Source organism: Streptomyces sp. NPDC046925, assembly GCF_040644915.1.
GTDB lineage: Bacteria > Actinomycetota > Actinomycetes > Streptomycetales > Streptomycetaceae > Streptomyces.
On the sequence record NZ_JBEYWZ010000002.1, the window covers coordinates 1,454,032 to 1,478,892 of the forward strand.

Genomic DNA, 24,861 nt, shown 5'->3' on the forward strand with positions numbered 1-24,861 from the left:
GCCTCAGCTTTCTTGTTGCTGCAGGGCCGCGGCGAGGCTCGGCGCCTCCCGGTCCCGCTTGGACATCAGGGTGACCGGCAGCGGCCACGGAATGGCGAGCTCCGGGTCGTCGAAGGCGATCGTCACGTCCTCGGCCGGATCGTGCGGGCGGTCGATGCGGTACGAGGTGTCGGCGGTCTCGGTCAGCGCCTGGAAGCCGTGCGCGCACCCCGCCGGGATGTACAGGGTCACCTGTGTCTCGCCGGACAGCTCGAAGAAGGCCCGGCCCAGGAAGGTCGGCGAATCCGGGCGCAGGTCCACGACGACGTCGAAGACCTTGCCGTACGAGCACCGGACGAGCTTGGCCTCGCCCGCTCCGGAGCGCAGGTGCATCCCGCGCACCACGCCCTGAACCGAGCGGGACAGGCTGTCCTGGATGAAGCTGTCCGGGTCGAGGCCGACCGAGCGGACCACGTCGGCGTCGAACGTGCGGCAGAAGAAGCCACGTTCGTCGGCGTACGGGGTCGGCTCGAACAGGTACGCGCCGTGGATCGCCGGGACGTCGGTCGCCTTCATGTGGCCTCCCGCAGGGTGTGGTCGGTCGTCGGGAACGCCGGAAACACTGCCGCGGTCAGGGCGGTGAACTGGTCTTCCAGGCGCCGGGCGGCGAGCAGGTTCTGTTCGGCGAGGATGTGCCGTACCTCGGCCGAGTTCCGCTCCAGTGCCCGGAACTGTTCGAGCAGCCGGTCGGCGTCCACCTCGCGGGCCGGGTGGCAGTACGTGCCGAGCCCCATCCGGTCCATGAGTACGTCGCTCTTGGCCGAATAGCTGACGGCGAGGGTCGGCGTGCCGACCTTCATCGCGCAGATCAGGTTGTGGTAGCGGGTCGCCACCACGGTGTCGGCGGCCGCCATCTCCTTCATCAGGTCGTCGAGCGAGGCCGTGTCGGCGGCGGTGACCAGCGGCGAGTCCACCGCGTCGAGGATCGCCTCGGCCACAGGCCGGTCGAGATCGTCGCCGGTGACCAGGCGGACCGGCCTGCCGTCCTCGACCAGCGCCCGTACGAACGCGGTCGTCCCCTCCAGATAGCGCCGGTTGATCTCGACGGCCCTGGCGCGCTCGTCGTTGCTGCCGTGGAAGTCCATGACGCCGACGCAGACGGGTCCCGGCGGCCCGGCGGGCTCGTTCGCGGACGGTGTCGGCAGGGCGAACACGAGATCCTCGTAGACCTTGTCGCCCCGGGTGTCCACCTTCATCGTCCGCATCGCCTCGCGGGACTGGTCGTCCCGGAACGACCGGTAGGCGGCCAGCCGCGCCGACCAGCGCACCAGGGTCCGCGTCGGCCGGTTGCCGATCGTGCCCGCGCCGACGCTGACCAGCGCCACCCGGGTGCCGAAGAGCCGGCCGGTCGCGCAGAGCAGGAACAACGAGTAGGGGAAGCCCCACGGCCGCAGCGGCAGCGTCGTCTCTAGGACGCCGGTGCCCGGCACGATCACCACGTCGTGCCGCCGCACCCAGGCGGCGGTGCGGACGACGTCGACGAGTTTGCCCAGACCCTTGGCCGCGATCGCGCCCGCGCGTGACGCGGTGCGGTACTCGCCGCGGTACCAGTTCAGCCGCGTCGCGGGGATGCGGTAGCGGGTCGTGACGTCCTCGGGTCCGCCGCACAGCGCGTCCACGACCGCCTTCGGGTGCTCGGCGCGCAGGAAGCCGAGCACGGCTTCGAGCGACCCGTTGTTGCCGACGTTGCCCGAGCCGAGCAGACCGAACACCCCGACACGCACGGGAGTTTCGCCTCCGGACGTCATGCCCGCCTCCCTTCGCGGCCGGCGACGAGGTCGTCGACGGAGACGGTGAACAGGGCCGGGTCGACCGGGTCGCGGTCCTCGACCCGCTCGCCGGCGCCGGGGCGGGCCCGGCTGGTCATCCATGCGGCGAGGTGGCGGTAGCAGGCGCGCCGGTCGGTCACGGACAGCGGGGCCCGCCGGATCGCCTCGACGAAACCCCAGACGTACTCGGCGAGCAGCCGGGGCGTCGGGTGCAGCGCGCCTGCCCGGCGCGGGTCGAGGTTGACGCACCGGGAGCGCATGGAGGGGTTGGCCCGCTCGGCGCGGGTGGGGTGGTCGCGGCGGAAGTACAGCAGCTCGGGCACCTGGTGGAAGGGCCCGTGCAGGGCGATCTCGGCGACGAACGTGCGGTCCGCGTGGTGGTAGCTGTCGTGCGGCTTCACCCGGCGCAGCACGTCGGCCCGCATCACCCCGTAGAAGTCGTCGCCGCCGGGCTCGAACAGCATGCTGCGAAAGCGCTCCGGCGCGCGCGGCGAGTCGGTGGCGAGCGTGTACTCGTAAGGGACCGTCACCTTGCCGTCGCCGTCGATGACCGCCTGGTCGGCGTGCGCGAGGATCACGTCGGGGCGTTCGTCGAGCGCCTCCACGCAGCGCCGCAGCAGGTCCCGTGCGTACAGGTCGTCGTGCGACGCCCACTTGAACAGTTCGCCGCGGCACTGGGTGAACACGTAGTTGTGGTTCGGCGCGGCGCCGATGTTGCGCAGCAGCCGGATGTAGCGGATGCGCGAGTCCTTCGCGGCGTACTCGCGGCAGATCTCCTGCGTCTTGTCGGTCGAGGCGTTGTCGGTGATGACCAGCTCGAAGTCCTCGTAGGTCTGCCCGAGCAGCGCGTCGAGCGACTCGGCGAGATACTCCTCGCCGTTGTAGACGGGCAGGCCGATGCTCAACCGGGGATGGGCGGTCATTGCGTCCTCACTTCGGGTACGGGGTTCTGGCGGCGCTCGCGCAGAGCGGACCGCAGTTGCAGCCACCACACGGCGGAGCTGCAGAGGGAGGCGGAGGCGACGCCCCAGGCCGAACCGGCCGTGCCGGCCACGACCGCGCCGCCGAGCCCGCCGGCGACGTAGCAGGTGGAGGCGAACAGCTGGCAGCGCAGGCTGCGCCGGGCCGCGGCGAGCGCACGCAGACCGGCCGCCGCGCCGGTGCCGATGCCGGCGCCCGCGACGCCGAGCGTGACCGGCACGATGATCGCCGAGGAGGAGCTCCAGACGTCGCCGAGGATGAGCTCGCCGAGCCGGTCCGGCATCAGCAGCAGCACCGAGCCCCACAGGAGCGCGCCGACGGCCTGCCCGCCGCCGAGGAAGAGGCAGAACCGGCCGAGCTTTTCCGGGGCCTGGCGCAGCATCCGGGCCGCCTCGGCGACGGTGACAAGGGTCAGCCCCATCAGGACGGCGAGGAACGGGCCGAGCAGCAGCTCGGCGCCCCGGATCACGCCCACCGCGCTGACTCCGACGATCGCGCCGAGTCCGTAGGCGCGCAGCTGGCTCGAACCGCTGACGCCGACGTTCTCGATCAGGTACCGGTAGCTGAGGTCGCGGTGCTCGCGAAGCCAGTCGCGCCCTCCGGTCAGGCGGGGCCGGATGCCGGACTGGAAGCAGCCGTACACCGCGGCCACCGTGGCGGACGCGCCCCAGGCGAGCACGAAGGCCGTCACGCTGCCCACCCGGGCCGCCACCACCATGGCCGGCACGAGCGCGACGCCCCACACGACGTCGTTCACGAACGCCTTCCGGCCGTCGCCGGCGGCGAAGAACGAGTACCGCCAGGCGTCCTGCACGAGCAGCCCCGGCAGCATCAGGCCGAGGCCCGCGAACGCGGGCCCCACCTGGCCGCCGAGGGCGAGGCCGACCACCAGACAGGCCGCGCCGATGACGGCGCCGACGCCGAGCGCGGTGCCCGACGACCGGGCGACCGCGCCGCGCCACGACGTCTCCGACACGCCGCTGAAGCGCACCACGAGCGGGTCGGTGGCCAGGCCGCGGGAGACGCTGAGCACCACTCCGTACGTCACCCAGGCCAGGCTGAACACGCCGAACGCGGTCAGGCCCAGGGAGCGGGCGACGTAGATCCCCACCGCGAAGTTGGACAGGCTGGAGGCGGCCTGGTCGGCGAGGCCCCAGGACAGCCGGCCGAGGATGGCCCTCCTTGCGGCGGGCCGGGCCATCTTCTCCTCCCCGGTGGCTGTCTTCTCCTCCCCGGTGGCTGTCTTCTCCTCCCCGGTCGTCATCGGCTCCTCCCCGGCGGTCATCGGCGTCACGCTTTGATCAGCCCGGCGCCGTGCAGGGCGTCGGCCGCGACGGCGACGGTGTCGAACGGAAGCCCGGACCGCTCGGCGACGTCGAGCAGACTGTGCTCGCCGTCGGAGAGGTTGAGCACCCAGAGCATGGCCATCTGGGCCTCCTTGGTGTCACTGCGGCCGCCGAGCGCGTCGTAAAGACCGCGCCGTCCCAACTGCGGTTCGCCGTAAGGGCTGAGGTTGAGATAGCGCCGGTTGCGGTCGAGGACGGCGAACGCCTCGCGGCACACCGCGAGGGTGTCCGCCATCGCCGCCGGGGACACGAAGTCCGGGTTGTCGGCCGAGGTGTGGTACTCCGGATATTCGGAGTACGGCGTCCTGCTGAGCGAGCCCACGCCGAGGTTGAACCCGGGTGAGCAGTACTGCCGCTCGTCATACCCGTACGGAGTGAACTCCCTGACGTCGTGCGGGCGTTGGGAGACCCGCAGCACATGCCCGAGCACCCGGTCGATCTCCGCGTCACCGCGCCTGCTCTGTTTGTACGTCAGCTGCCCCGAGTCCCCCGCGCAGGCGAGCACGAGCCCGTGCTTGATCTGGTCCACCCGTTCCTTGTTGCGGGCCAGCCAGGTGATGGCGCCCACGGTGCCGGGCGCGTAGATGAACCGATAGGTGTAGTACGGGGTTGTCTCCGTGAGCGCCCTGGCCAGGAACGTGGCCACCGCGATCCCGGCCAGGTTGTCGTTGGCCAGCGACGGATGGCAGACGTGGCAGGAGACGATCACCTCGTCGGGCACCTGTCCGGGGACGACGTGCTCGGCGTAGGTGAGGTGGCCGTCCTCCAGCGTGGAGTCGACGCACACCTCGTACTCGCCGTCCGGGAGCGCGTCCAGGGTCTCCTGGGCCAGGCAGAATCCCCAGGTCGGCTTGTAGTAACTGGTGCGGTACGGCACCCATGTCGGATGGTCCGGCAGGGTGTGCAGATGGTCACAGAGTTCGGACAGGGGCATGGTCCGCGACACCGGCACGCTGTAGCCGAGCACGTGCAGGCTGGACGCGGCGAAGTCGACGACGCGGTTGCCCGCGCTGTCGGCGACGTACGCGTCCCGGATGTTCCACTCCTGCGGCACCGTCCAGTCGAGCACCTGCGTGCCGGTCGGCACCTCGTGCACCTGCAGCGGGACGTACTCACCGACGATGTCCAGGGTGGCGCGCACGCCGTCACCCGTGATGCTGCGGCAGAGCGGGTAGAGCCGTTCCACCAGCGCGTGCATCTGTTCGCCGGTGTCTTCCTCGAGCCGTATGGTCATCCGCGCCGCCGCAGGGTGTCGTCGACGGTGCCGGCCTCGGACGCCGAGCGCAGCACGGCAAGGCGGGTGAAGCGCTGCTCGAAGTCCTCGCGGGTCAGACCGAACTTCCGGTAGGCGTCGGCGAGTTCGAGCGCGCCCTGCTTGACCGTCCACTCGCAGTCGAAGCCGGGGATCGCGGCGCGGAACCGGGAGAAGTCCACCCGGTAGGAACGCGGGTCGGCGCCGTTCTCCCCGGTGATCCTGACCTTCGCGCCGGACACCGCATCGGCGACCTGCTCGGCGATCTCGGCGACCGTGACGTTGTTGGTCTCGCTGCCGATGTTGAACGCCCGGTCGTGCACCGCCTCTTGCGGCGCGTCCAGGGCCGCGGTGAAGGCCCGCGCGATGTCGGCGGCGTGCACCAGCGGGCGCCAGGGGGTGCCGTCGGAGAGCACGAGGACCTCGCCGGACAGGAGCGCGTGGCCCACCAGGTTGTTCAGGACGATGTCGGCGCGCAGCCGGGGCGAGTAGCCGAAGGCGGTGGCGTTGCGCATGTACACCGGGCTGAAGTCGCCGTCGGCGAGCGCGTGCAGGTCGTCCTCCACGCGCACCTTGGACTCCGCGTACGGCGTGACCGGGCGCAGCGGGGCGTCCTCGCCCACCAGATCGCTGCCGCCCGCGGCGCCGTAGACCGAGCAGGTGGACGCGTACAGGAAGCGCCGCACTCCGGCGTCGCGGGCCAGCCGGGCGAGCTGTACGGACGCGTGGTGGTTGATGTCGTAGGTGAGTTCCGGCGCGAGGGAGCCGAGCGGGTCGTTGGAGAGGGCGGCCAGGTGGATCACGGCGTCGACCCCGGCCACGTGTTCGGCGGTGAGGTCGCGCAGGTCCACCCGGTGACCCTGCGGGTCGGCGGGCGGCGGGCCGAGCACGCAGTCGGCGAACAGACCGGCGTCAAGGCCGACGACTTCGTGTCCGGCGGCCGTGAGTACCGGGGCCATGACGGTGCCCAAGTAGCCCTGGTGTCCGGTGAGCAGTACGCGCAAGGTTCATTCCCCCTGGTCGAAAGTGCCGAGATCGAGCGTGAGTTTGGTGACGGCGAACGCCTCGGCGTATCGCGCGTGGCATTCGATGCCCCGGATCCGTGCGAGGCCGAGGAAGGCCTCCCGGTCGTACCAGGGCCGGTGCCGCTGCGAGGGGTAGTGCTCCTGCAGCAGCCGCACCTTCTGTTCGGCGGTCTCCGGCGACAGCGGCTGGTACGCCGGCATGCGGCCGAGGTCGCCGTCCCATTTGACGATCTCGTAGCCGAGTACGAGGTGGTCGCGGAAGGCGGTGGTCATCAGTTGCGCGAGGCCCCGGTGGTCCTGGTGCGCGTCATCGGTGCGCGGCGCGAGGACCAGGTCCGGCTCGGTCCGCTCGCGCAGTTCCTCGACGGCGCCCTTGGCTTCCTCCCACTGCGCGGGCAGCCGGCCGTCGCTGAGTTTGAGCACGGTGAGGCGCAGGTCGGCGCCGGGGCAGAAGGCGGCGAGCGCGGCCTGCTCCTCCTGCTCGCGCTCGCTGCCGCCGCCGGTGAGCACCAGCGCGTCGACGCGGATGCCCGGCCGCGCGCGGCACAGCGCGAGCAGCGTGCCGCCCGCGCCGATGGCGATGTCGTCGCAGTGCGCGCCCACCGCGACGATCCGGTCCAGGCGCCCGGCGCCGAGCCCGATCACGCGCTCACCCCGGCGCTGTCCCGCTCCCACACGGCCCACGGGCGATCGCCGCGGGCGTAGGCCTCGTCGAGCGCGGCCCGTTCCTTCACGGTGTCGGTCGGCTTCCAGAAGCCGCGGTGCTGGTGCGCCACGAGGCGTCCCTGCTTGGCGAGGCCGCCGCAGCCGTCGGCGACCAGGTCACCGTTCTGCGGTATGTGGTCGAAGACCTCCTGGCGGAGCACGAAGTAGCCGCCGTTCTCCCACATCGGCAGTTCGCTGACGGGGGTGATGCCTCCCACCAGGCCGTCCTCGCCCAGCTCCACGCAGTGGAACGAGGACTGCGGCGGCACCACCATCATCGACGCGCCCGCGTCACGTGCGGCGAACCGGTCGATCATCTCCGGCAGGGGGGCGTCGGTGAGCACGTCGGCGTAGTTGGCGAGGAACATCTCGTCGCCGTCCAGGTGGTGGCGCACCCGGCGCAGGCGTTCCCCGATCGGTGACTCGATGCCGGTCTGCGCGAACGTGATCGTCCAGTCCGAGATGTCGGTGGAGAGCAGCTCGGTCTCTCCGCCCCGCAGCACGAAGTCGTTGGACGTCGTCTCCTCGTAGTTGAGGAAGAAGTTCTTGATGTGGTGGGCTCCGTAGCCCAGGCACAGGATGAACTCGGTGTGCCCGAAGTGCGCGTAGTAGCGCATCACGTGCCAGATCAGCGGCCGCGGGCCGACCATCGCCATCGGCTTGGGCACGTCGTCGGCAGCGCCGCTGCGCATCCGCATCCCGTAACCGCCGCAGAAGAGTACGACCTTCATGCTGTGACCTCCTGCGACGACGCGACCTCGGCAATGCTCAGTTCCGGGATGGGGAAGACAAGGCGGCCGCCCCACTCGTGCACGAAGGACAGCTGCTCGACCAGCTCGGCCCGCAGGTTCCACGGCAGGACGAGGACGTAGTCGGGCTTGTCGACGGCGATCTGCTCGGGCGGCAGGATCGGGATCCGGGTGCCCGGGGTGAACCTGCCGTGCTTGTACGGGTTCCGGTCGACGGTGTACGCGAGCAGGTCGGGCCGGATGCCGCAGTGGTTGAGCAGGGTGTTGCCCTTGCCCGGGGCGCCGTAGCCGACGACCGTCTTGCCGTCCTCGGCCGCGGTGATGAGGAACTTCAGGAGATCCCGGCGCACCTTGGCCACCCGCGCGGAGAACTCGGTGTACCCGGACAGCTCCTGGAGACCGGCGGCCTTCTCCCTGGCCAGTACGTCGACAACCCGCTGGGACGGCTCGCCGGCCACCTCTGCGGGGCGTGCCCACAGCCGGATGGAGCCGCCGTGCGTGGGCAGCAACTCGACGTCCACGAGGGCGAGTCCGCCGCTGGCGAGCGCCCGGATCGCGGACGCGACCGTGTAGTACTGGAAGTGCTCGTGGTAGATCGTGTCGTACTGGTTCTCCTCGATCAGGGTCAGCAGGTGCTGCACCTCGATGGAGACCCAGCCGTCGTCGGCGACCAGGGCGCGCAGCCCCTCGGTGAAGCCGACCACGTCGGGGATGTGCGCGTACACGTTGTTGGCCACGACCAGGTCCGCCGGGCCGTGCTCGGCGCGGACGGCCGAGCCGGTGTCCGGGCTCAGGAACTCCGTGAGCGTGGGGACACCCGCGTCGCGTGCCGCGGCGCCGACGTTCACCGACGGCTCGATGCCCAGGCAGCGGATCCCCCGGTCCACCACGTGCTTCAGGAGATACCCGTCGTTGCTCGCGACCTCGACCACGAAGGCGTCGGGCCCGAGCTCCGCCCGCTCCACCGCGCCGGCGACGAACGTGCGCGCGTGCTCCACCCAGGACGTCGAGAAGGAGGAGAAGTACGCGTACTCCGTGAACGTCTCCTCCGGCTTGATCAGCGGCGGAATCTGCGCGAGCCAGCAGTCGGTGCAGACCCGCAGATGGAGCGGGTACGCCGGTTCGGCCTTGTCGAGTTGGTCCGCGGCGAGAAAGCTCTCGCACGGCGGGGTCGCCCCCAGGTCGACGACGCTCCCCAGCGCCGCCGAGCCGCAGAGTCGGCATCGTGTCATCTGTTCCCCCCAGTTCTGCTCGCGCGGGTGCCCCACCGCGAGCCTGTGTTTCCGTTCCGTGCGGGCGGCGGGCTCTGCCCGCCGCCGGCCCGCACCGCGATCGCGGTGCGATACCCCTCCACCAGGCGTTCAAGACCGACGGCCGGGCTGAAGCCCTGCTCGTAACGGCGTCGGCCCGCCCGGCCCATCTCCTGGTTCCGTGCCGGATCGGCCGTGATCCGGCGCAGACAGGACGCGAGTGAGGCGGCGTCACCGGGCCGGTGAAGCAGCCCGGTCACCCCGTCCTCGACGAGTTCCACGAAGGCGCCGTGACCGGCGGCGACGGTCGGGACCCCCGCCGCCATCGCCTCCACGACCACCAGGCCGAATGCCTCGAGCCACGTCGAGGGAGCCACCACCGCCACCGAGCGCGCGATGGCCTGCCGGCACTGCTCCGGGTCGTACAGACCGAGGTACCGCACGTCGTCCCGGCCCGCCGCCCAGGCGGCCACCTCGTCCTTCAGCGGACCGGTGCCGACGATGGCGAGCGGCACGCCCACCCCGCCGGCCTCGGCGAGCTCGTCCCACGCGGCCATCAGCAGCCGTACGCCCTTGGCCTCCGCGAGCCGGCCGAGGTAGAGCAGCTGCTCTCCGGCGTCCGACCGGCGGGCGTCCGGGTCCGGCACGAAGTTGTGCTTCACCACGAGACGTTCGGCGGGCATGCCGGCCCGCACCAGGACGTCGCGCTGCGCGGCGCTTATGCAGAAGAACCGCTCCACGCCGGACCACCAGCGCCGCCGGTTGACCGAAAGGCTGAGCGCGAGCGGCACCGTCGCGAGCCGGGAGCCCCGGTAGCAGCCGTGCCGGACGGCGGGCAGCGGCGTCGCCCCCACGCACTCGGTGCACGGTCGGCCGTCCCGTTGCAGCGTGCCGGGCGGGCAGACCTGGGTGTAGTTGTGCAGCGTCGCCACGACGGGCACATCGGCGTCCGCGCAGGCGGCGATGACCGCGGGCGACAGGAGCGGGAAGACGTTGTGGACGTGCACCACGTCGGGGCGTGCGGCGCGCAGGCGGGCGGCGAGCTCGGAGCGGACCGCGGGGTTCCAGGGCACGAGCAGCGGCACCGCGGCCTTCGTCGGCAGAGACATGGCGCCGATGTCGTCGCTGCGCCGCTCGAACATCTCGACCCGGTGACCGGCCGCGCGCAGCAGCTCCGCCTCCTGGTCGACGACGTTGTTCTCCCCGCTCGGCTGTGCCGAGGCATAGCGGTTGTGCACCACGAGGACGTGCATGCTCACAGTCGCCTCCGATCTTGGGCCCAGCGCGGGATACGGCGTCGGGGTGCCGCGGGCTTCGCGAGGGGCGTGGCCGCGGGCGGCGCCGCGAGGAGCGAGGCGGCCAGGGCCAGGTGCAGCAGGTACGGCGATGCGTCGCCGAGGCCGGCCTCGGTGTACGAGGCGATCGCGCAGTAGCTGATCAGGAAGATCGCGCACGCCCTCGCCAGGGACGGCGGTCGCAGCAGCGCGACGGCGCCGAGGATGGTGACGAGCGCCGCCACGAGGGTGACGCCGGTCCAGCCCTGCTCGTGGTAGACGGCCAGCCAGCTGTTGTCGATCGGCAGGCCCCCGAACGACTTGTCGCCCAGGCCCATGCCGAACAGCTTCTCGGCGGTCGTCCGGGGTGCCGCGAGGAGGGCGTCCCAGACCTTGGCCCGGCCGGTGAGGCTGGTGAGGTACTCCTGGCTCTGTCCGCGCAGGAACCACGCGCGTAGCAGGGGGGCGAACCCCACCGCCGCCACCGTGGTGACGACCACCGCCCAGGTGAAGAACCGGCGGGCGGCGGCGCTGGTCAGGACGAGCGAACCGATCGCGAGGGCGAGCCCTATGAGCATGCCGAGCGTGGCGGTCCTGGTATGGGTCAGTGCGAGCAGGACCAGCGAGGGCACGATGACGACCGTCGCGCTGACCTTGTCGGTCCTGCGCCCGAGCAGGAGCAGCACGGTGAGCCCGATGATCACCGCGGCGTACTGGCCGATCTGCGGCGGGGTGAGCGGCCACAACGCACCGACGAGCCGCCCGCCGTAGACGTCGGGCATGGCCGCGCCGGGAGAGATGACCGCGCCAGCGGCGACCGATCCGAGCACCGCGAAGTAGATGCGGATGTGGTGCCGGACGAACGTCTCGCTCCCGTCCCACCAGCGGCTGAGCAGCCACAGCGTGCCGACGAAGAGAGCGAAGCGGGAGCAGCGGAACAGCGCGCCGAACCCGGAAGCCAGTTGCAGGCTGGAGATCAGGCTCGGCACGAGGAGCAGGGTGAGCAGCAGCAGGAAGGCGCTGGCGTGGATACGCAGCCGCGGATTGAGCGCGAGGGCGAGGGCGAACGCGGCGACCAGCGAGCCCATGGTGACCAGCTGGATGAGCGAGCGGGGCAGCGGGATGACCGTCTCCGCCCCGGCCGAGCCGAGCGTGTTGAGGATCAGCAGCCCCCAGACGGTCCCGACGAGCTTCGGCGTGCCGGGGCGCGCGTCGGCGCCGGGCCGTGCGACCGCCGTGTCCGCCGTACCCTCCGTGGCCGCTGCGCCCGGCAGGCCGTCGCGCCGCAGGTCCTGACTCATCTCAATCACCGTCCCGGACACGGATCGTGCTGTTCTCGTCCTGCTCGTACGGCGCGCCCTGCCACTGGCCGAAGTCGAGCACCCGGCTCGGGTCGTGGGCGACGAACTTCCACGGTCCGATGTAGACGTTGTCGCGCCAGCGGTTGCCCTGCTTGTGGGTGATCGCGTCGGCCACCCGCTCGCCCTTGTACGGCGACCACTTCGGATAGGTGCCGTAGTTGGCGAGGACCGCCATGCGGTCGCACCTCTCCGTGCACTTGAGGACGGACTTGTCGAGGACGAACCGGTTGGTGTGGATGTCCACCCGCTGGGTCTTCCAGCGGCAGTCGGTGTAGAGCGGCGCGGTGGCGATCTGCGGCCGCGCGCAGCGGTCGGTGTTCTTCTCGAGGAGCGTGCAGTCACCGGACGAGGTGTTGGCGGGGCTGTTGCAGAACCGGTCGGCGTTCTCCCACAGGGTGATCCCGGACCAGTTGTTCTCCAGGAGGTTGCGGTAGACCTCGATCTTGTCCGTGCGGGCCCGGACCCGTGGTTCGCCGCCGGACTCGGACAGGTAGAGGGTCGCGAAGGGGAAGTTGTCGCCGCCGGCGGCCTCCCTGCGGCCCTCGACCCAGTTGTTCCGCCGGATGGTGTTCTTGCGGATGACCGCGTTGTAGCTGGTCTCATAGATCAGGGCGGCACCGTCGTTGGCTTCGAGGACGTTGTTCTCGATCCGGAAGTCGTTGTTGTTGGTGTCGGCCCACAGTCCGGTTCCGCGGTTGTCGTGCACCCAGTTGCCGCGGATGTCGGCGCCGTCGACGGCCCAGAACTTGACGCCTCCGGTGCAGCCGCAGCCCTCCCGCCGCTTCTCCCAGTCGCCGGTGTTGTTGCCGGTGATCTCGTTGCCCTCCACCACCAGGTCGCGCAGGGGGCCCGTGCCCTTGTACGCGTTCATGCCGTACTGGCCGTTGTCGCGCAGGCAGTTGGCGCGGACCTGCTGGCGGGCACCGGCCATGAGTCCGGCGCCGGAGTTGTTCTCGATCTTCGAGTGCTCGATCAGCCAGCCGTCGGCCGAGTCGTGGTTGACGACGCCCTGGTCGTGCGGTGCGACGAAACGCCGCACGGTCAGGTGGCTGACGGTGACGTCAGGGGCGTCGCCGCCGAACGCGTACTGGTTCTTCTTCCGGCCGTCGAGCACCGCGCCCGGCGCACCGAGGTAGCGGTTGCCCTTCTTGGGGATGACCTGGGCGTGGCGGTCCGGGTCGAGCCGGTGTGTGCCGGGCCGCAGCCAGAACGTGGTGTTCGCGGGGCTGCTCTTGGTCTTGGCGGCCAGGTCGTTGACCTTCTTGGGGTCGACCGTCACCGCGCCCGCCGGTGCCTGCGCCGGCCCGGCCGCGGGCTTGGCGCACACCCGGGCCACGGCGGCCCCGGCCCCGGACTTGGACGGCGCGGAGGTCGGCTCCGCCCGGTCGCCCGGCGAGCCGTCGCAGCCGGTCGCCACCAGGACGGCCAGCGCCGCCACCGGTAACGCCCGGCTCCGCCACTTCATCCCCACCGTCACCGTCCTCCTGCCCCCTGGCCCCGGAACCGGAGCACGGTCGTGAACCCCTGCGTGCCGTCCGCGAAGCCGGTGCCGATCAGCGTCGTGGCGGGTTCCTTGCGCCCGAAGCCCGCGGAGTACCAGCCGAGCGGCGGGTTGCTCTCGCCGCGATGCGCGCGCCAGTTCAGCCGGCCGGGCAGGTCGAGCACCGCGGAGCGGTCCTCGCCGTCCCTGGTCCAGGTGAGCACGGCCCGGTTTCCCGTCAGGTCCGCGGTGATCTCCGGGCCGAGGTGGAAGGCCAGCTGCGCGGCCCTGCCCTGCCCGTGCACTTCGTCGGTGACGCGCAACTCCTGTGCGGTGGCGTCGAGTTCGACGCGGCGGCGGTGCACGGCGCCCTCCGCGCGCCGGTAGCCGTCGTGCTCGGCGCACCAGCGGGCCGTGCCGCCGTCGGAGGCGTCGGACGTGCCGGACGTGTCCGCGGTCAGGACGCGGGTGCGGGCATGCCGGGTCCACAGGAACGGGCCGCCGGACACGGACTGGTCAACGCCGCCCAGTCGCAGGGTGTTGTGGCCGAGGGTCGAGCGGAAGTACTGCCGCCACTCGGGCTCCCCGTGGTAGCAGAACGTACCCGGGTCGGCGAGCACGTCGACCCCGTCGTGCCTGACCTCCACGGACAGCGCGTCGGCGTGGGCGTGCGCGGCGATGGACAGGAAGCCGTGCGGGCCGCCGTCGCAGCGGGCCCAGATCTCCCCCGGCGCGCGCAGGATGGTCATGCCCGCGTCGGCGAAGTGCGCCGGGCGGCTCGCGGGGCGGGCGGTCCCGCTCTTCGCGTACGGGGTGATGAGCGCGGCAAGGAGCGGCGTGCGCACATCGGTGCCGGTCACCGCGGGCCACCAGGCGAGCCGCCCGAACACCGCGTCCCCGGTGGCCAGGAGCGAGCCCCAGCGTTCGGTGCCCGCGCCGTCCACGACCAGACCGTGCCCGTCGTCCGCGTCTCCCTGGCGCGGTGGCCGCAGCCGGTTGTCCACGACGGCCGCGAGCGCGTCGGTCATCCGCAGCAGGACGAGGCGGATCGACGCGGGGACCCGCACACCGGCGGCATCCGCCTCGGCCACGGCGGCCAGAGCGAGTTCGAGGACGAGCCCGTGATATTCGGTGGCCAGCTCGCGGTTGAGGCCGGAGGGGAAGGTGTTGCTCTTGAGGTGCCGCTCGAGGGACCGCAGCGCGTCGGCCCGCCAGCCCTCCGACGAGGGGAACCAGTCGAACGCGCAGGCTGCCGCGAACTGCCCGGCGGCCTCGGCGATGACGTGGTTGTTCGCCGACGAACCCCGGCTGGGGAAGGCGGCGAGCCAGCGCTGGTGGTGCCAGATCTGGTGCAGCGCCACCGGGTTGTCCTCGAAGAGAGCGGCCGCGCCCGGCCAGCCGTCGAGCAGCCTGCGGACCCACACCCACGACAGCAGGCGGATGCCCAGCTCGATGCCGCTGATCCAGTGCACCCCGCGCAGCGGCGGGTTGACCTCCCACCACGACCGCAGGTGCGCGGCCACGCGCTCGGCGTACCGCTCGTCCCCGGTGACCGCGTAGGCGGCGGCGAGCACGGTCAGGTACTGATGCCGGGACGGCTCCCAGATCTGCTTGATGTCCCCGACCGTGTCCTCGCTGCGGTAGGGCACGTCGAAGGCGTAGCCCCACGGAGCGCGGCGCCCGGTCTTCGGGTCGTACCACCAGTCCGGGGCGGCCATGTCGTCGCGGTCCACCCCGAAGTACGTGGCGTGCCCCTCCATCAGCCGGTCGGCCTCGGCGACAAGACGCTTCGCGGCGTCCGGCGGCACGGCGGCGATCGTCCCGGCGGGCAGGACGGCGGTGAACCGGGCGCCCGTGACGTCCGGGCCGGCGGGCGGCGCCGAGCGCCGCCACTGCCGTCTGCGCACCGCGTCGCCCACCCGGCCGCCGACCTCCTGCGGCCGCATCCGGGACAGCCGCCGCAAATACCAGCCCGCGCTCGTGGTCATCGCGTCCTCGTCAATGCCACCGGTGCGCCGCCTGCCAGGCCGGCCTCCACGGCGAAGGTGGCCGCCGTGGTGGCGACCAGGGATTCGAGCGATACCGGCATCGGCCCGCCGGTGCGCACGGCCTTGATGAACGAGGCCAGTTCGGCGTTCTGGCCCTTGTCCCTGGCCTTGGGCAGCCGCGAGCTGACCCACCGCTTGCGGCCGACTCCCCCCTCCGCGTACACCGAGGCGCGCACGAAGTCGTCGAGCCGCAGCACCTTGCCGTCCGCGATCAGGTCGAGGGTCTCCTTGGGGAAGCTGCCGGGACCGGTTGTGACGTAGCTGATGGTGGCCGTGGACCCGTCGGGGTAGCCGAGGACGATCTGCAGGTCGTCGTTGCCGGACGTGGCGGCTGCGTACACCGAGACCGGGTCGGCCCCGAGCAGCCAGCTCGCCGTGTCGATGAAGTGCCCGCCCTCACCGGCGAACCGGGAGCCCTCGGAGTTCTGCCGGAGGTACCAGCTGCCGTGCTGCAACCGGCCGGCGTTGACCAGATAGCGCAGGCTCGCCGGGCCGGTACGGGCGCCGAACCGCTCCTTGGCCTCCTGCAGCAGCGGAGCGAACCGGCGGTTGAAGCCGACCTGGAGCCGGTCGTTGCCGGACTCCTCCACCGCCGCGAGCACACCGGCGAGTTCGTCCTCGGTGAGGGCCAGGGGCTTCTCGACGAACACCGCCTTGCCCGCGTGCAGGGCCTTCTTGGTCAGTTCGGCGTGCGAGCTGTGCCGGGTGACCACGAACACCGCGTCGATGGACTTGTCGCCGAGCACGGAGTCCAGATCGGTGGTGGCCTCGGTGAAGCCGAACTTCCGCTTCGCGTTGGCCGCGGAGAGCGCCGTCGTCGTGACGACCTTGGACAGCTCGACGCCCTCGCGCCCCGTCAGGTGCGGCAGCAGCATCGACGTGGCGTAGTTGCCCGCGCCGACGAACGCCAGACGCACCGGAGTCCTGACGGACCGGGCCGGGCCCGGCTTGACGGTCACCGGGGGCACGGCCACGGCCGGGGCCTCGGCCTCCACCGTCTGTTCGGGGTAGCGGAACAGCACGGCTACGGCCTTCAGTTCGCCGTCCTTCAGGCTCTGGTACGTCTCGACGGCCTCGTCGAATCCGGCGACATGGGAGATGAGGGGCTCCACGTCGACGCGGCCGCGCGCCACCAGGTCGAGGAAGCACGCCAGGTTGCGGCGCTCGGTCCAGCGCACGTAGCCGATCGGGTAGTCCCGCCCCTCGAGTTCGTACTCCGGGTCATAGCGCCCGGGGCCGTAGGAGCGGGAGAACCGGACGTCGAGTTCCTTCTCGTAGTACGCGTTCCACGGCAGGTCCAGACGGCACTTGCCGATGTCGACGACCCGGCCGCGGTCCCTGCTCAGCCGGGCGGCCAGCTCGACGGGCTGGTTGCTGCCGCCGCCCGCGGCCAGGTACGTCTGGTCCACGCCGTGCCCGCCGGTGAGTTCGGCGACGGCGGCTTCCACGGCCGCGGAGCCGGGATCGCCGCAGGCCACGGCGCCCAGGCGCTCGGCGAGCTCGCAGCGGGCCGGGTCAGGGTCGGCGCCGACGACGCGGACTCCCGCTGCGGCCAGGAGCTGGACGACCAGCTGCCCGATCAGACCGAGGCCGATGACGAGGGCCACCTCGCCGAGCTGCGGCTCGCCCTGGCGGACGCCCTGCATCGCGATGGACCCGACGGTGCCGAAGGCGGCGTGCCGCGGCGCGAGGCCGTCGGGCACCGGGGCGTAGAGGTTCTTCGGCACCCAGTTGAGCTCGGCGTGCAGCGCGTGCTCGTTGCCGGCGCAGGCCACCAGGTCGCCGACCTTCACGTCGTCGATCCCGGCGCCGACCTGCTCGACCACTCCGCACAGCGAGTAGCCGAGCGGTGTGTAGGAGTCCAGCTTGCCCATCACCTTGCGGTAGGTGGCGGGCACGCCGTTGGTGGCCACGCTCTGCGCGACCTTGGCCACCTGGTCGGGCCGGGAGCGGGCCTTGCCCACCATCGACATGCCGGCCTCGGACACCTTCATGAGCTCGGTACCGGTGGATATCAGCGAGTAGGCGCTGCGGACCAGGACACCGCCCGGCTTGCACCCCGGCGCCGGGACGTCGAGCAGCGCCAGTTCGCCGCTCTTGTAGTTCTGCACAACCTGCTTCACCCGAGCTCCTCTTGTTTCAACTTCCAACGCCGTCAAGCCGCTTGTCTCTGACCGGAGCCGGTGGTCGCGCCGCGATACCAGTACTCGAGGGTCAGCACATGCCACAGATGTTTGGAGAAGTCCCGCTGCCCCGCGGCGTCCTCGGCGACCATGCGCGCGAGGGCGTCGCGGCGCAGGATCCCCGAGCTGACGAGCACTCCGTCGTTGACCACCTCGCGCACCAGCGGTGCCAGGTCCCGGCTCATCCAGGCCCGCAGCGGGGCACTGAACAGGCCCTTGGGCCGGTAGACGATCTCCCGCGGCAGGATCGAGGTGGCCGCCTCCTTGAGGACGGCCTTGCCCTGCCGTCCGGCGATCTTTCGGTCGCCGGGCACGGCGAACGCCGCCTTGACCACCTCGACGTCCACGTACGGCACCCGCACCTCGGTCGACGCGGCCATGCTCGAGCGGTCGGTGTAGGCGAGGTTCAGGCCCGGCAGGAACATCCGGGCGTCGCCCAGGCACATGCGGTTGACGAAGTCATCGAGTGCGTTGTCCTCGTAGACGTCCGCGTGCTCGGTCAGCACGTCGTCGACCGTCCCGGCCAGGTCCGGATTGACCAGGGCGAGCAGCTCGTCCTGGTCGTACATGGTGTAGCTGCGCCGGAACGCGGCCTCCTCCGAAAGATCGGCGAAGGAGAGGAACCGCTTCGCGAAGCGCACCGAACGAAACCCCTGGCGGGCGGTGGCGACCGGCAGCCGGTCCACGGCCCTGGTCAGGCCGCGCCGCAGGGGACGCGGGACGCGCTGGTAGCGCAGCGCGAGCACGTTGGCCAGGTGCTTGCGGTATCCGGCGAACAGCTCGTCGGCGCCCATCCCCGAGAGCATCACCTTGACCCCGGCCTCCCTGGCGGCCGAGCAGATCAGGAAGGTGTTGATCGCGGCGGGGTCGCCGATCGGCTCGTCCAGGTGGTGCGTCATCTGCGGCAGCAGGTCGAGCACGTTCGGGGCGATCTCGATCTCGTGCAGGTCGACGCCGAACTGCTCGGCGACCTGCCGGGCATAGCGCAGGTCGTCCGGCATCGCCTCGAACTTGGCGTCCTCGGCCCGGAATCCGATCGTGTAGGCGGAGATCCCGGGCCGGTCGCGGGCCGCGAGCGCGGTCAGGTAGCTGGAGTCGAGGCCGCCGGAGAGGAAGGTCGCCACGGGCACGTCGGCAAGCAGGTGCTGCCGGGTCGACTCCTCGACGACGGCGGCCAGATCCGGCAGTTCGCCGCTGCGGGCCCGCTCCTGTCCCTCGGCGGCGACATCGCGCAGGTTCCAGAACTGCCCGCGCTCCACCCGGCCGTCGGCCCTGCACCTGAGCCAGCTGCCCGGCGGCAGCTTCTCCGCTTCACGGAACGCGCAACGCGAGTCCGGCACCCAGTAGTAGAGCAACGAAGCCACAAGGGCCGCGTCGTCCACCTGGAGCGATCCGCCGGTCACGGCGGCCAGCGCCTTGAGCTCGGAGGCGAACACCAGGCCCTCGCCGCGCCGCAGCAGGAACAGCGGCTTGATGCCGAGCTGGTCGCGGGCGAGCGTCAGTTCGCCGGTCCGCTCGTCGAAGATCCCGAACGCGAACATGCCGCGCAGCCGGGGCAGACAGTCGGTGCCCCAGCGCCGCCACGCCTCCAGCAGCACCTCGGTGTCGGAGGTACCGCGGAAGCGCACCCCGGCGCCCTCCAGTTCGGCACGCAGTTCGGGCGCGTTGTAGAGCTCGCCGTTGTACGTCAGGGCGAGACCGCCCGAGACCATCGGCTGGGCGCCGGTCTCGGACAGGTCGATGATGGAGAGGCGACGGTGCCCGAGCTGCACTTCGCCGTCACCGGCGGGGTGGCCGTACCGCCCCGCCGCGTCCGGTCCGCGGTGGGCGAGGACATCGGTGAGCCGGTCGGTCACGACCTTCCCGTCCGGCCATCTGTAGGTGCCTGCGATGCCACACATGTCTTACCGCGCCTCCTGGTCGCTGTCCGGGACTCGTACTGCCCTCGACGGCCGCTCCGACAGCTGCCGGCCCGCCGCGTTCTGCCGGGCGAGGCGTTCGTTGTGGCCGCGCAGCGCGGTGTGCCGGCCGTCCCACAGGGTGCCGTCGGTCCGGTCGCGCGGGTCGGGGTCGACAAGCACCACACCGATCACCGGAATGAGCAGGTCCGCGAGCTGCCGCGCCACGGTGTGCAGCCATGCGGTGCTGCCGTGTCCGGCGCGCACGACGAGCACGGTCTGGGAACCGAGGTCCTGCAGGCCGGTCCACGCCGTGCCGGGCGCGACCGAGCCGACCCCGAGCCGGCGCGTCTGGTGCGGGACGGTCGCGGCACGATCGGCGCTGACCACGGCGGGGTCTGACGGCTCCTGGCCGCGGCCCGCGCGCTGGAGGGCCGGCAGGTCGTCGATGATGACCACGGGCCCCTCCTGCGACAGCGCCTTCGCCAGGTCCAGGGCGATCACGCTCGTGGTGTGCGCGGAGCCGAGCTCCAGGAGCGACACCGATTCCGACGTGTCACGCACGGTGCGGGCCAGGGTCGATATGAGCCGTTCACGGGCCGCACGGGTCCGTCGCAGCTGCCACAGTCCGATCGGCCTGCGGGGCACGCGGCGCAGCTCCGCGATGACCGAGGCACCCAGGTTCGCGGCGATGTCCCGGCGCAGGACGGGACGGTCCGCGACCACCGAACCGACCGCGGCCACCGCGAGCCCGAGGACGAGCCCGAGCGCGAGCCCGATCCCGGCGTTGGTGACCACGGCCAGGGGCAGGGAGTGCCGCACCGCGCGCGGGTCGTCCACGATCTGCGTGCCGGCGATGATGCGGGGTGTGCCCATGCGCGCGTCTTCGGCGCGCTGGTCGAAATCGGCGATCCGGGAGGTGAGTTCGGCCCGGCGGGCGAAGAGCGACTCCATGGTCGCCGACGATTCCGGGTCGCCCTGGTCGGCCTCCGGTGACCTGCCGCCGATGGTCTTGTTGACCCGGGCGAGTTCTTTGCGCATGCGGTCGCCCTGGTCGCGCAGGGCCTTGGACTCGGCCTTCGCGGCTGCCTGCATCCGGCGCACGTGGTCCGCGACGAACGCGTCCGCCAACGCCTGTGCCCGGTCGACCGCTTGTGCGTCGCTGTCGGCCGTCACGTCGATCTGCAGCAGATTGTTGGTCACGCCCGTGCCCCGGTACTCCTCGAGGAAGTCCTCCGGTTTCATGGGTGACTTGAGGGTCTTCAGGGCCTTGTCGGCGATCCGCGTGGTCTGCAGCACCTCTACGTCGGTACGGATCAGCGTTCCGGTGTCGTTGGGCTGGTCGTCCTGATGGGCGACGAGCACCTTGGCCATGGCCGCCGGGGCCGGCGGTCGCAGGACCGCCACCGAGGCGCCGAGCAGCAGCCCGAGGAGTGCCAGGGAGCACCAGAGGCGGCGGCGCCTGCGCACCGACACCACCAGCGCCTGAAGGTTCAGGAGCGGAGCGGTCGTCGACGGCTCCGCGGTCGTGTTCGTCGTCACGCCGGACCTCCCGTCGCGTGGCCGCGCGCCGCGAGCACGGGAGTGGCGTTCTCCTCGGGCTGGGCGGCCGGCCGCGAGGAGCGGGACCGGACGGGGCCGGCGACGACGATGCCGACGACCTCATGCCTGCCGTCCGCGCATGCCTCGGCGATGCCGGAGAGCTCGCCCGCGGTCCAACTGCCCGCGCTGAGCACGACCAGGGCGCCGGACTCGGTGTCGCGGTCCGGCACCATCGGCCGGTTCACCGGGACGTCCACCATTCGCATCCGCGGATCGTTCTTGGCCTCGGCGACGAGTTGCTCGGCGGCACGGCGGCCGATCTCGTCGCCGTCGGGTACGACCACGAGGAGCCCGCGCGATCCGGGCAGTTGGATCCGGATACGAGCGCACACGCGCCGGTAGCGGAGCTGTCTGCCGGCCTCGTCGGACGCCAGGGGGGTCGGTATGTCCCAGCGGGTGTCGACGCCGAGGAACCGGCGGGTCCAGGCCCGCGGGCCACCGCCCCCGGGCCGGTGCGCGGCCCGTCCACCGGGCACGTCGACGGTGCCGATGAGCGTGGAGCCCAGCGCCGCGGCGATCTCCGGTCCGGTGCGGAGCCGGCGGTTCGACCGGGCCGCGGTGAGATGGGCGATGACCCCGACCAGCAGGGCCAGCACCGCCCCGCCGGCCATGAGCTGTGTCCTCGTCGGCGGTGCCTCGCCGGTCGGCAGGGCCGCGGGCCCCATGACGACCATGCCGGCCTTGCCGGTCGCCGGGTCGGCCTCTTCCAGTTTCTTCATGGCCTCCTCCAGCGACGTGCGCAATTTCTCGAGCGAGGTGCGGGCCTGCACGCTCTCCACGGTCTGCCCCGGGTCGGCCGCGTTGGCCAGTTCGGTGATGCGGCGGTTGGTCTCCGCGACCTTCTTGCGCAGCGCCTCGGGCCCCGAAGCCCTCGCGGGGTCGGTGCTGCCGCCCGCGACCCGGGTGGCGAAGGTGACGAACTCCTTGGCCACCCGGTCGGCCAGTTGCTGCGCGCGCTCCGGGGTTTCGGCCGTACCGGAGATCTCGACGATGTTTCCGTCCGCGGCCTTGGCGCTCACCTGGTCGATGAGTTCGCTGCCGTCGCCGCCCGTCCAGTCGAGCGCGTCGGCCGCCCGGTCGACGACCGACGAACTGGTCGCGACATTGACCTGGGTGAGGAGCTCGCGTTCCTCCCACGCCCCCGGAAGCAGTACGGATGCCGATGCCGTGTAGCGCGGCGGGAACACCGCCACCGAGGCGCCGAAGCCCAGAAGTGCGCCCACCAGGGTGATGACGGCGAGCAGCCGCCAACGCCTGCGGAAGATCCGTCCGATGGTGACCAGACGTATCGTGTCGTCGCTCAACGGTGCCGCCTCCTCCCCTTCCGGATCGGGGTGCCACCGACACGGGTGCGGTCGAGGCAGGCAGCGGCGTACGCGGCGAGCAGCGATCTCTGGGAGTTCTGCCAGGAGAGCTCTCCGCCGACCCGCTCCTGGCCGAGCTTGCCCATCCGGGCACGCTTGTCCGGGTCGTCGAGGAGCTGCGCGGTGAGCTTGGCGAATGCGGTCTCGTCGTTTGCGGGCGCGTACACGGCGGCGTCACCGGCGGAGACGCGCGCCTCCCGCAGGTCGAAGGAGACGATCGGCCGGCCCATGGCCATGTATTCGAGGACCTTGTTCATGGTCGACACGTCGTTGAGCGGATTGCGCGGGTCCGGCGAGAGGCACACGTCCGCGGTGGACAGGTAGCGCACCAGGTCGGCGTCCGGTATGCGCCCGGTGAACTGCACCTGGTCGGAGAGACCGAGCTGTCCGGCCAGCTCCACCATCGCGTCGAAGGCGTCGCCGGAGCCGACGAACACGGCGTGCCAGTCGGTCCGGCCGAGTTCGTCGCGCAGTTTCGCCAGGGCCCGTAAGGCGTAGTCGACGCCGTCCTGCGGTCCCATGACGCCGAGGTAGCACAGCAGATGCTTCTTGCCGCGCTTCAACTCCGTTTCGGGCGGCACCGGTTGGAACCGTTCGACGGCGGGCGCACTGCGCACCACGAAGACGTCCCCGGGCTTCTTGCCGCCGCGGCTCACCGCGACGTCCCGGTAGCTCTCGTTCGTGGCGATGACGATGTCCGCGGCCCGGTAGGTCATCCGTTCCAGGGCGCACACGGCGCGGTAGAGCAGGTCCTCGCCGCGGTCGAACCGGGAGAGGTAGAGCTCGGGCACCAGGTCGTGCTGGTCGAAGACGAACCGTGCGCCGCGCCGCGTCAGCCACCGGGCCGGCAGGAACAGCAGGTCCGGCGGATTGCAGGCGTGCACCACATGGACGGGGCCGACCTTGCGGATCAGGCGTGCCGTGTGCCATAGCGCGGAGCCGTATTCGCGCAGATAGCCGGACGGCCCGCCGGTGGCCGCGCGCAGCGGGTAGCGGTGGATCCGCACCCCGTCGAGCTCGACCTCCGGCTCGGTGTCTCTCTTGGTGCCCTGCGGGCAGATGACGTGCACGTCCCAGCCCGCGTCGCGCAGTGTCGTGCATTCCTGCCAGACCCGCCGGTCGAACGGCACCGACAGGTTTTCCACCAAAATCAGCGCGCGACGGGCAGGCCCGCCGCCGCTCGTTGCGTTACCAAGCAAGGCCCACGTACCCCGGTTCTGTCCGGCGCGCTTCGGCGTCGGGTAGGCGGATCAGATCAATGAGGACCGGCGCCTGCCCGTGGGGCAGCGCCGCGAGGACGGCCGGATCCTTGGTCCCGACCAGGCACACCTCGGAGTGGTCGAGGACTTCGTCGACGGAGTCCGCGAGCAGCTGCGCGAGGTGCGGAAGGCGGGTCTCGATGTACTCGCGGTTCGCGCCGATCAGCCGCGAGAGGCTGACGTTGGCGTCGTAGATCCGCAGGTCGTAGCCCTTGCCGAAGAGTCTCTCGGCCAGCTCGACGAGCGGGCTCTCGCGCAGGTCGTCGGTGCCGGGCTTGAAGGAGAGCCCGAACAGGCCCACCCGGCGCTTGCCGGTGCGCTCGACGAGCTCCACCGCGCGCTGCAGATGGTCCGCGTTGGAGGGCAGCACGTGGGAGAGGATGGGCACCGAGATGTCCGCGCGCTGCGCCGCGTGGACCAGGCTGCGTAAGTCCTTGGGCAGGCAGGAGCCGCCGAAGGCGAAGCCGGGCCGCAGATAGGCGGGGCTGATGTTGAGCTTGCGGTCGGCCAGGAACACGTCCATGACCTGGTGCGAGTCCACGCCGAGCGCCTGGCACACCGCGCCGAGCTCGTTCGCGAAGCCGATCTTGAGGCCGTGGAACGCGTTGTCCGCGTACTTGATCGCCTCGGCCGTCGGCACCGGCACCCTGAAGGTCTCGCCGGGCAGGCTGTCGTAGAGCGAAGCGACGACGTCGCCGCTGGCCCGGTCGAGTTCGCCGATGACGGTCTTGGGCGGGTCGAAGAAGTCCCGCACGCTCGTGCCCTCGCGCAGGAACTCCGGGTTGACCGCGACCCCGATGTCCACCCCGGCGGTGCCGCCGACGGCCTTCTCCAGGATCGGTACGAGCAGGTTCAGGCAGGTGCCCGGCAGCATGGTGCTGCGGAACACGACGGTGTGCCGGCCGCCCCGCTCGGCCACCGCCGCCCCGATCTGTTCGGTGACCCGCTCCAAATACGTGGTGCACAGGCTGCCGTTGGGCTCCGACGGTGTGCCGACACAGATCAGCGACACCTCGCTGCCCATGATCGCCTCGCGGACGTCGACGGTGGCGCGCAGCGCCCCGCTCCGTACGACCTCGGCGGTGAGCTCGCCGATCCGCTCCTCGACCACGGGGGCCTTGCCGTCGTTGACCAGGTCGACCTTCACCTGGTTGACGTCCACCCCGATGACCTCGTGGCCCATGCTGGCCAGGTCGACGATCGAGAAGTTCCAGGCGCGCCAGTTCTCGGCCTTGATCGCGCCGGCCTGCTGGCCGTTGACCATGATCGCGAAGTT

General features: G+C 71.4%; 19 protein-coding genes. All 19 read right to left on the bottom strand.

The window, feature by feature from the left end:
- Window positions 1–3 precede the first annotated feature (3 nt).
- Window positions 4–555: a dTDP-4-dehydrorhamnose 3,5-epimerase gene (gene rfbC / locus ABZ906_RS13075; RefSeq protein WP_361183435.1), complete on the bottom strand. Its 552-nt coding sequence runs from the start codon at window positions 553–555 to the stop codon at window positions 4–6.
- Entirely contained in the window at window positions 552–1,787 is a 1,236-nt protein-coding gene (locus ABZ906_RS13080) for a polysaccharide pyruvyl transferase family protein (protein WP_361381239.1), read from the bottom strand. Before ABZ906_RS13080 ends, rfbC begins: the two co-directional genes overlap by 4 nt.
- The gene (locus ABZ906_RS13085; RefSeq protein WP_361381242.1) at window positions 1,784–2,731 is read right to left on the bottom strand and encodes a glycosyltransferase family 2 protein; all 948 of its coding nucleotides are present in this window, start codon (window positions 2,729–2,731) and stop codon (window positions 1,784–1,786) included. Before ABZ906_RS13085 ends, ABZ906_RS13080 begins: the two co-directional genes overlap by 4 nt.
- Window positions 2,728–3,990 carry a hypothetical protein gene (locus ABZ906_RS13090; RefSeq protein WP_361381469.1) on the bottom strand — a complete coding sequence of 421 codons (1,263 nt, stop codon included), beginning with the start codon at window positions 3,988–3,990 and terminating at the stop codon, window positions 2,728–2,730. Before ABZ906_RS13090 ends, ABZ906_RS13085 begins: the two co-directional genes overlap by 4 nt.
- An 89-nt stretch (window positions 3,991–4,079) precedes the next feature.
- A complete protein-coding gene (locus ABZ906_RS13095; protein WP_361381245.1) occupies window positions 4,080–5,369 on the bottom strand; it encodes a DUF4910 domain-containing protein in 1,290 nt (429 codons plus the stop codon).
- Complete coding sequence (locus ABZ906_RS13100) at window positions 5,366–6,391, bottom strand: SDR family oxidoreductase (RefSeq protein WP_361381248.1); 1,026 nt, start codon at window positions 6,389–6,391, stop codon at window positions 5,366–5,368. The genes ABZ906_RS13095 and ABZ906_RS13100 overlap by 4 nt, the downstream gene beginning before the upstream one ends.
- A 3-nt stretch (window positions 6,392–6,394) precedes the next feature.
- Window positions 6,395–7,057 (bottom strand): PIG-L deacetylase family protein, encoded by a 663-nt coding sequence (locus ABZ906_RS13105; RefSeq protein WP_361183444.1) that lies wholly within the window; start codon window positions 7,055–7,057, stop codon window positions 6,395–6,397.
- Window positions 7,054–7,848 (bottom strand): glucose-1-phosphate cytidylyltransferase, encoded by a 795-nt coding sequence (locus ABZ906_RS13110; RefSeq protein WP_361381251.1) that lies wholly within the window; start codon window positions 7,846–7,848, stop codon window positions 7,054–7,056. Before ABZ906_RS13110 ends, ABZ906_RS13105 begins: the two co-directional genes overlap by 4 nt.
- A complete protein-coding gene (locus tag ABZ906_RS13115; RefSeq protein ID WP_361381254.1) occupies window positions 7,845–9,098 on the bottom strand; it encodes a class I SAM-dependent methyltransferase in 1,254 nt (417 codons plus the stop codon). The genes ABZ906_RS13110 and ABZ906_RS13115 overlap by 4 nt, the downstream gene beginning before the upstream one ends.
- Complete coding sequence (locus tag ABZ906_RS13120; RefSeq protein ID WP_361381472.1) at window positions 9,095–10,369, bottom strand: glycosyltransferase family 4 protein; 1,275 nt, start codon at window positions 10,367–10,369, stop codon at window positions 9,095–9,097. The genes ABZ906_RS13115 and ABZ906_RS13120 overlap by 4 nt, the downstream gene beginning before the upstream one ends.
- A 2-nt stretch (window positions 10,370–10,371) precedes the next feature.
- Complete coding sequence (locus ABZ906_RS13125) at window positions 10,372–11,691, bottom strand: O-antigen ligase domain-containing protein (protein WP_361381257.1); 1,320 nt, start codon at window positions 11,689–11,691, stop codon at window positions 10,372–10,374.
- A gap of 1 nt (window position 11,692) precedes the next feature.
- Entirely contained in the window at window positions 11,693–13,216 is a 1,524-nt protein-coding gene (locus ABZ906_RS13130; RefSeq protein ID WP_361381260.1) for a right-handed parallel beta-helix repeat-containing protein, read from the bottom strand.
- Window positions 13,217–13,224: 8 nt separating this feature from the next.
- Window positions 13,225–15,219, bottom strand: a complete 1,995-nt coding sequence (locus tag ABZ906_RS13135) for an alginate lyase family protein (protein ID WP_361381263.1) — start codon at window positions 15,217–15,219, stop codon at window positions 13,225–13,227.
- Window positions 15,216–17,402, bottom strand: coding sequence for a bi-domain-containing oxidoreductase (locus tag ABZ906_RS13140; protein ID WP_361381266.1), 2,187 nt, complete (start codon window positions 17,400–17,402; stop codon window positions 15,216–15,218). The genes ABZ906_RS13135 and ABZ906_RS13140 overlap by 4 nt, the downstream gene beginning before the upstream one ends.
- A 32-nt stretch (window positions 17,403–17,434) precedes the next feature.
- On the bottom strand, window positions 17,435–19,363 hold the full coding sequence (gene asnB, locus ABZ906_RS13145; protein ID WP_361381269.1) for an asparagine synthase (glutamine-hydrolyzing): 1,929 nt from the start codon (window positions 19,361–19,363) through the stop codon (window positions 17,435–17,437).
- A 3-nt stretch (window positions 19,364–19,366) separates the two neighbouring features.
- Complete coding sequence (locus ABZ906_RS13150) at window positions 19,367–20,902, bottom strand: Wzz/FepE/Etk N-terminal domain-containing protein (protein ID WP_361381272.1); 1,536 nt, start codon at window positions 20,900–20,902, stop codon at window positions 19,367–19,369.
- Window positions 20,899–22,266 (bottom strand): Wzz/FepE/Etk N-terminal domain-containing protein, encoded by a 1,368-nt coding sequence (locus ABZ906_RS13155; RefSeq protein WP_361381275.1) that lies wholly within the window; start codon window positions 22,264–22,266, stop codon window positions 20,899–20,901. Before ABZ906_RS13155 ends, ABZ906_RS13150 begins: the two co-directional genes overlap by 4 nt.
- Window positions 22,263–23,525, bottom strand: a complete 1,263-nt coding sequence (locus tag ABZ906_RS13160) for a glycosyltransferase family 4 protein (protein ID WP_361381278.1) — start codon at window positions 23,523–23,525, stop codon at window positions 22,263–22,265. Before ABZ906_RS13160 ends, ABZ906_RS13155 begins: the two co-directional genes overlap by 4 nt.
- A complete protein-coding gene (locus ABZ906_RS13165; protein ID WP_361381475.1) occupies window positions 23,515–24,852 on the bottom strand; it encodes a nucleotide sugar dehydrogenase in 1,338 nt (445 codons plus the stop codon). Before ABZ906_RS13165 ends, ABZ906_RS13160 begins: the two co-directional genes overlap by 11 nt.
- Between the last annotated feature and the right edge of the window lie 9 nt (window positions 24,853–24,861).

Coding starts and splice junctions, on each gene's coding strand:
- ABZ906_RS13090 (WP_361381469.1), bottom strand. CDS start 3,990: ATGGCCCGGCCCGCCGCAAGGAGGGCCATCCTCGGCCGGCTGTCCTGG.
- ABZ906_RS13120 (WP_361381472.1), bottom strand. CDS start 10,369: ATGCACGTCCTCGTGGTGCACAACCGCTATGCCTCGGCACAGCCGAGC.
- asnB (WP_361381269.1), bottom strand. CDS start 19,363: ATGTGTGGCATCGCAGGCACCTACAGATGGCCGGACGGGAAGGTCGTG.
- ABZ906_RS13130 (WP_361381260.1), bottom strand. CDS start 13,216: ATGAAGTGGCGGAGCCGGGCGTTACCGGTGGCGGCGCTGGCCGTCCTG.
- rfbC (WP_361183435.1), bottom strand. CDS start 555: ATGAAGGCGACCGACGTCCCGGCGATCCACGGCGCGTACCTGTTCGAG.
- ABZ906_RS13125 (WP_361381257.1), bottom strand. CDS start 11,691: ATGAGTCAGGACCTGCGGCGCGACGGCCTGCCGGGCGCAGCGGCCACG.
- ABZ906_RS13110 (WP_361381251.1), bottom strand. CDS start 7,848: ATGAAGGTCGTACTCTTCTGCGGCGGTTACGGGATGCGGATGCGCAGC.
- ABZ906_RS13135 (WP_361381263.1), bottom strand. CDS start 15,219: ATGACCACGAGCGCGGGCTGGTATTTGCGGCGGCTGTCCCGGATGCGG.
- ABZ906_RS13095 (WP_361381245.1), bottom strand. CDS start 5,369: ATGACCATACGGCTCGAGGAAGACACCGGCGAACAGATGCACGCGCTG.
- ABZ906_RS13080 (WP_361381239.1), bottom strand. CDS start 1,787: ATGACGTCCGGAGGCGAAACTCCCGTGCGTGTCGGGGTGTTCGGTCTG.
- ABZ906_RS13085 (WP_361381242.1), bottom strand. CDS start 2,731: ATGACCGCCCATCCCCGGTTGAGCATCGGCCTGCCCGTCTACAACGGC.
- ABZ906_RS13115 (WP_361381254.1), bottom strand. CDS start 9,098: ATGACACGATGCCGACTCTGCGGCTCGGCGGCGCTGGGGAGCGTCGTC.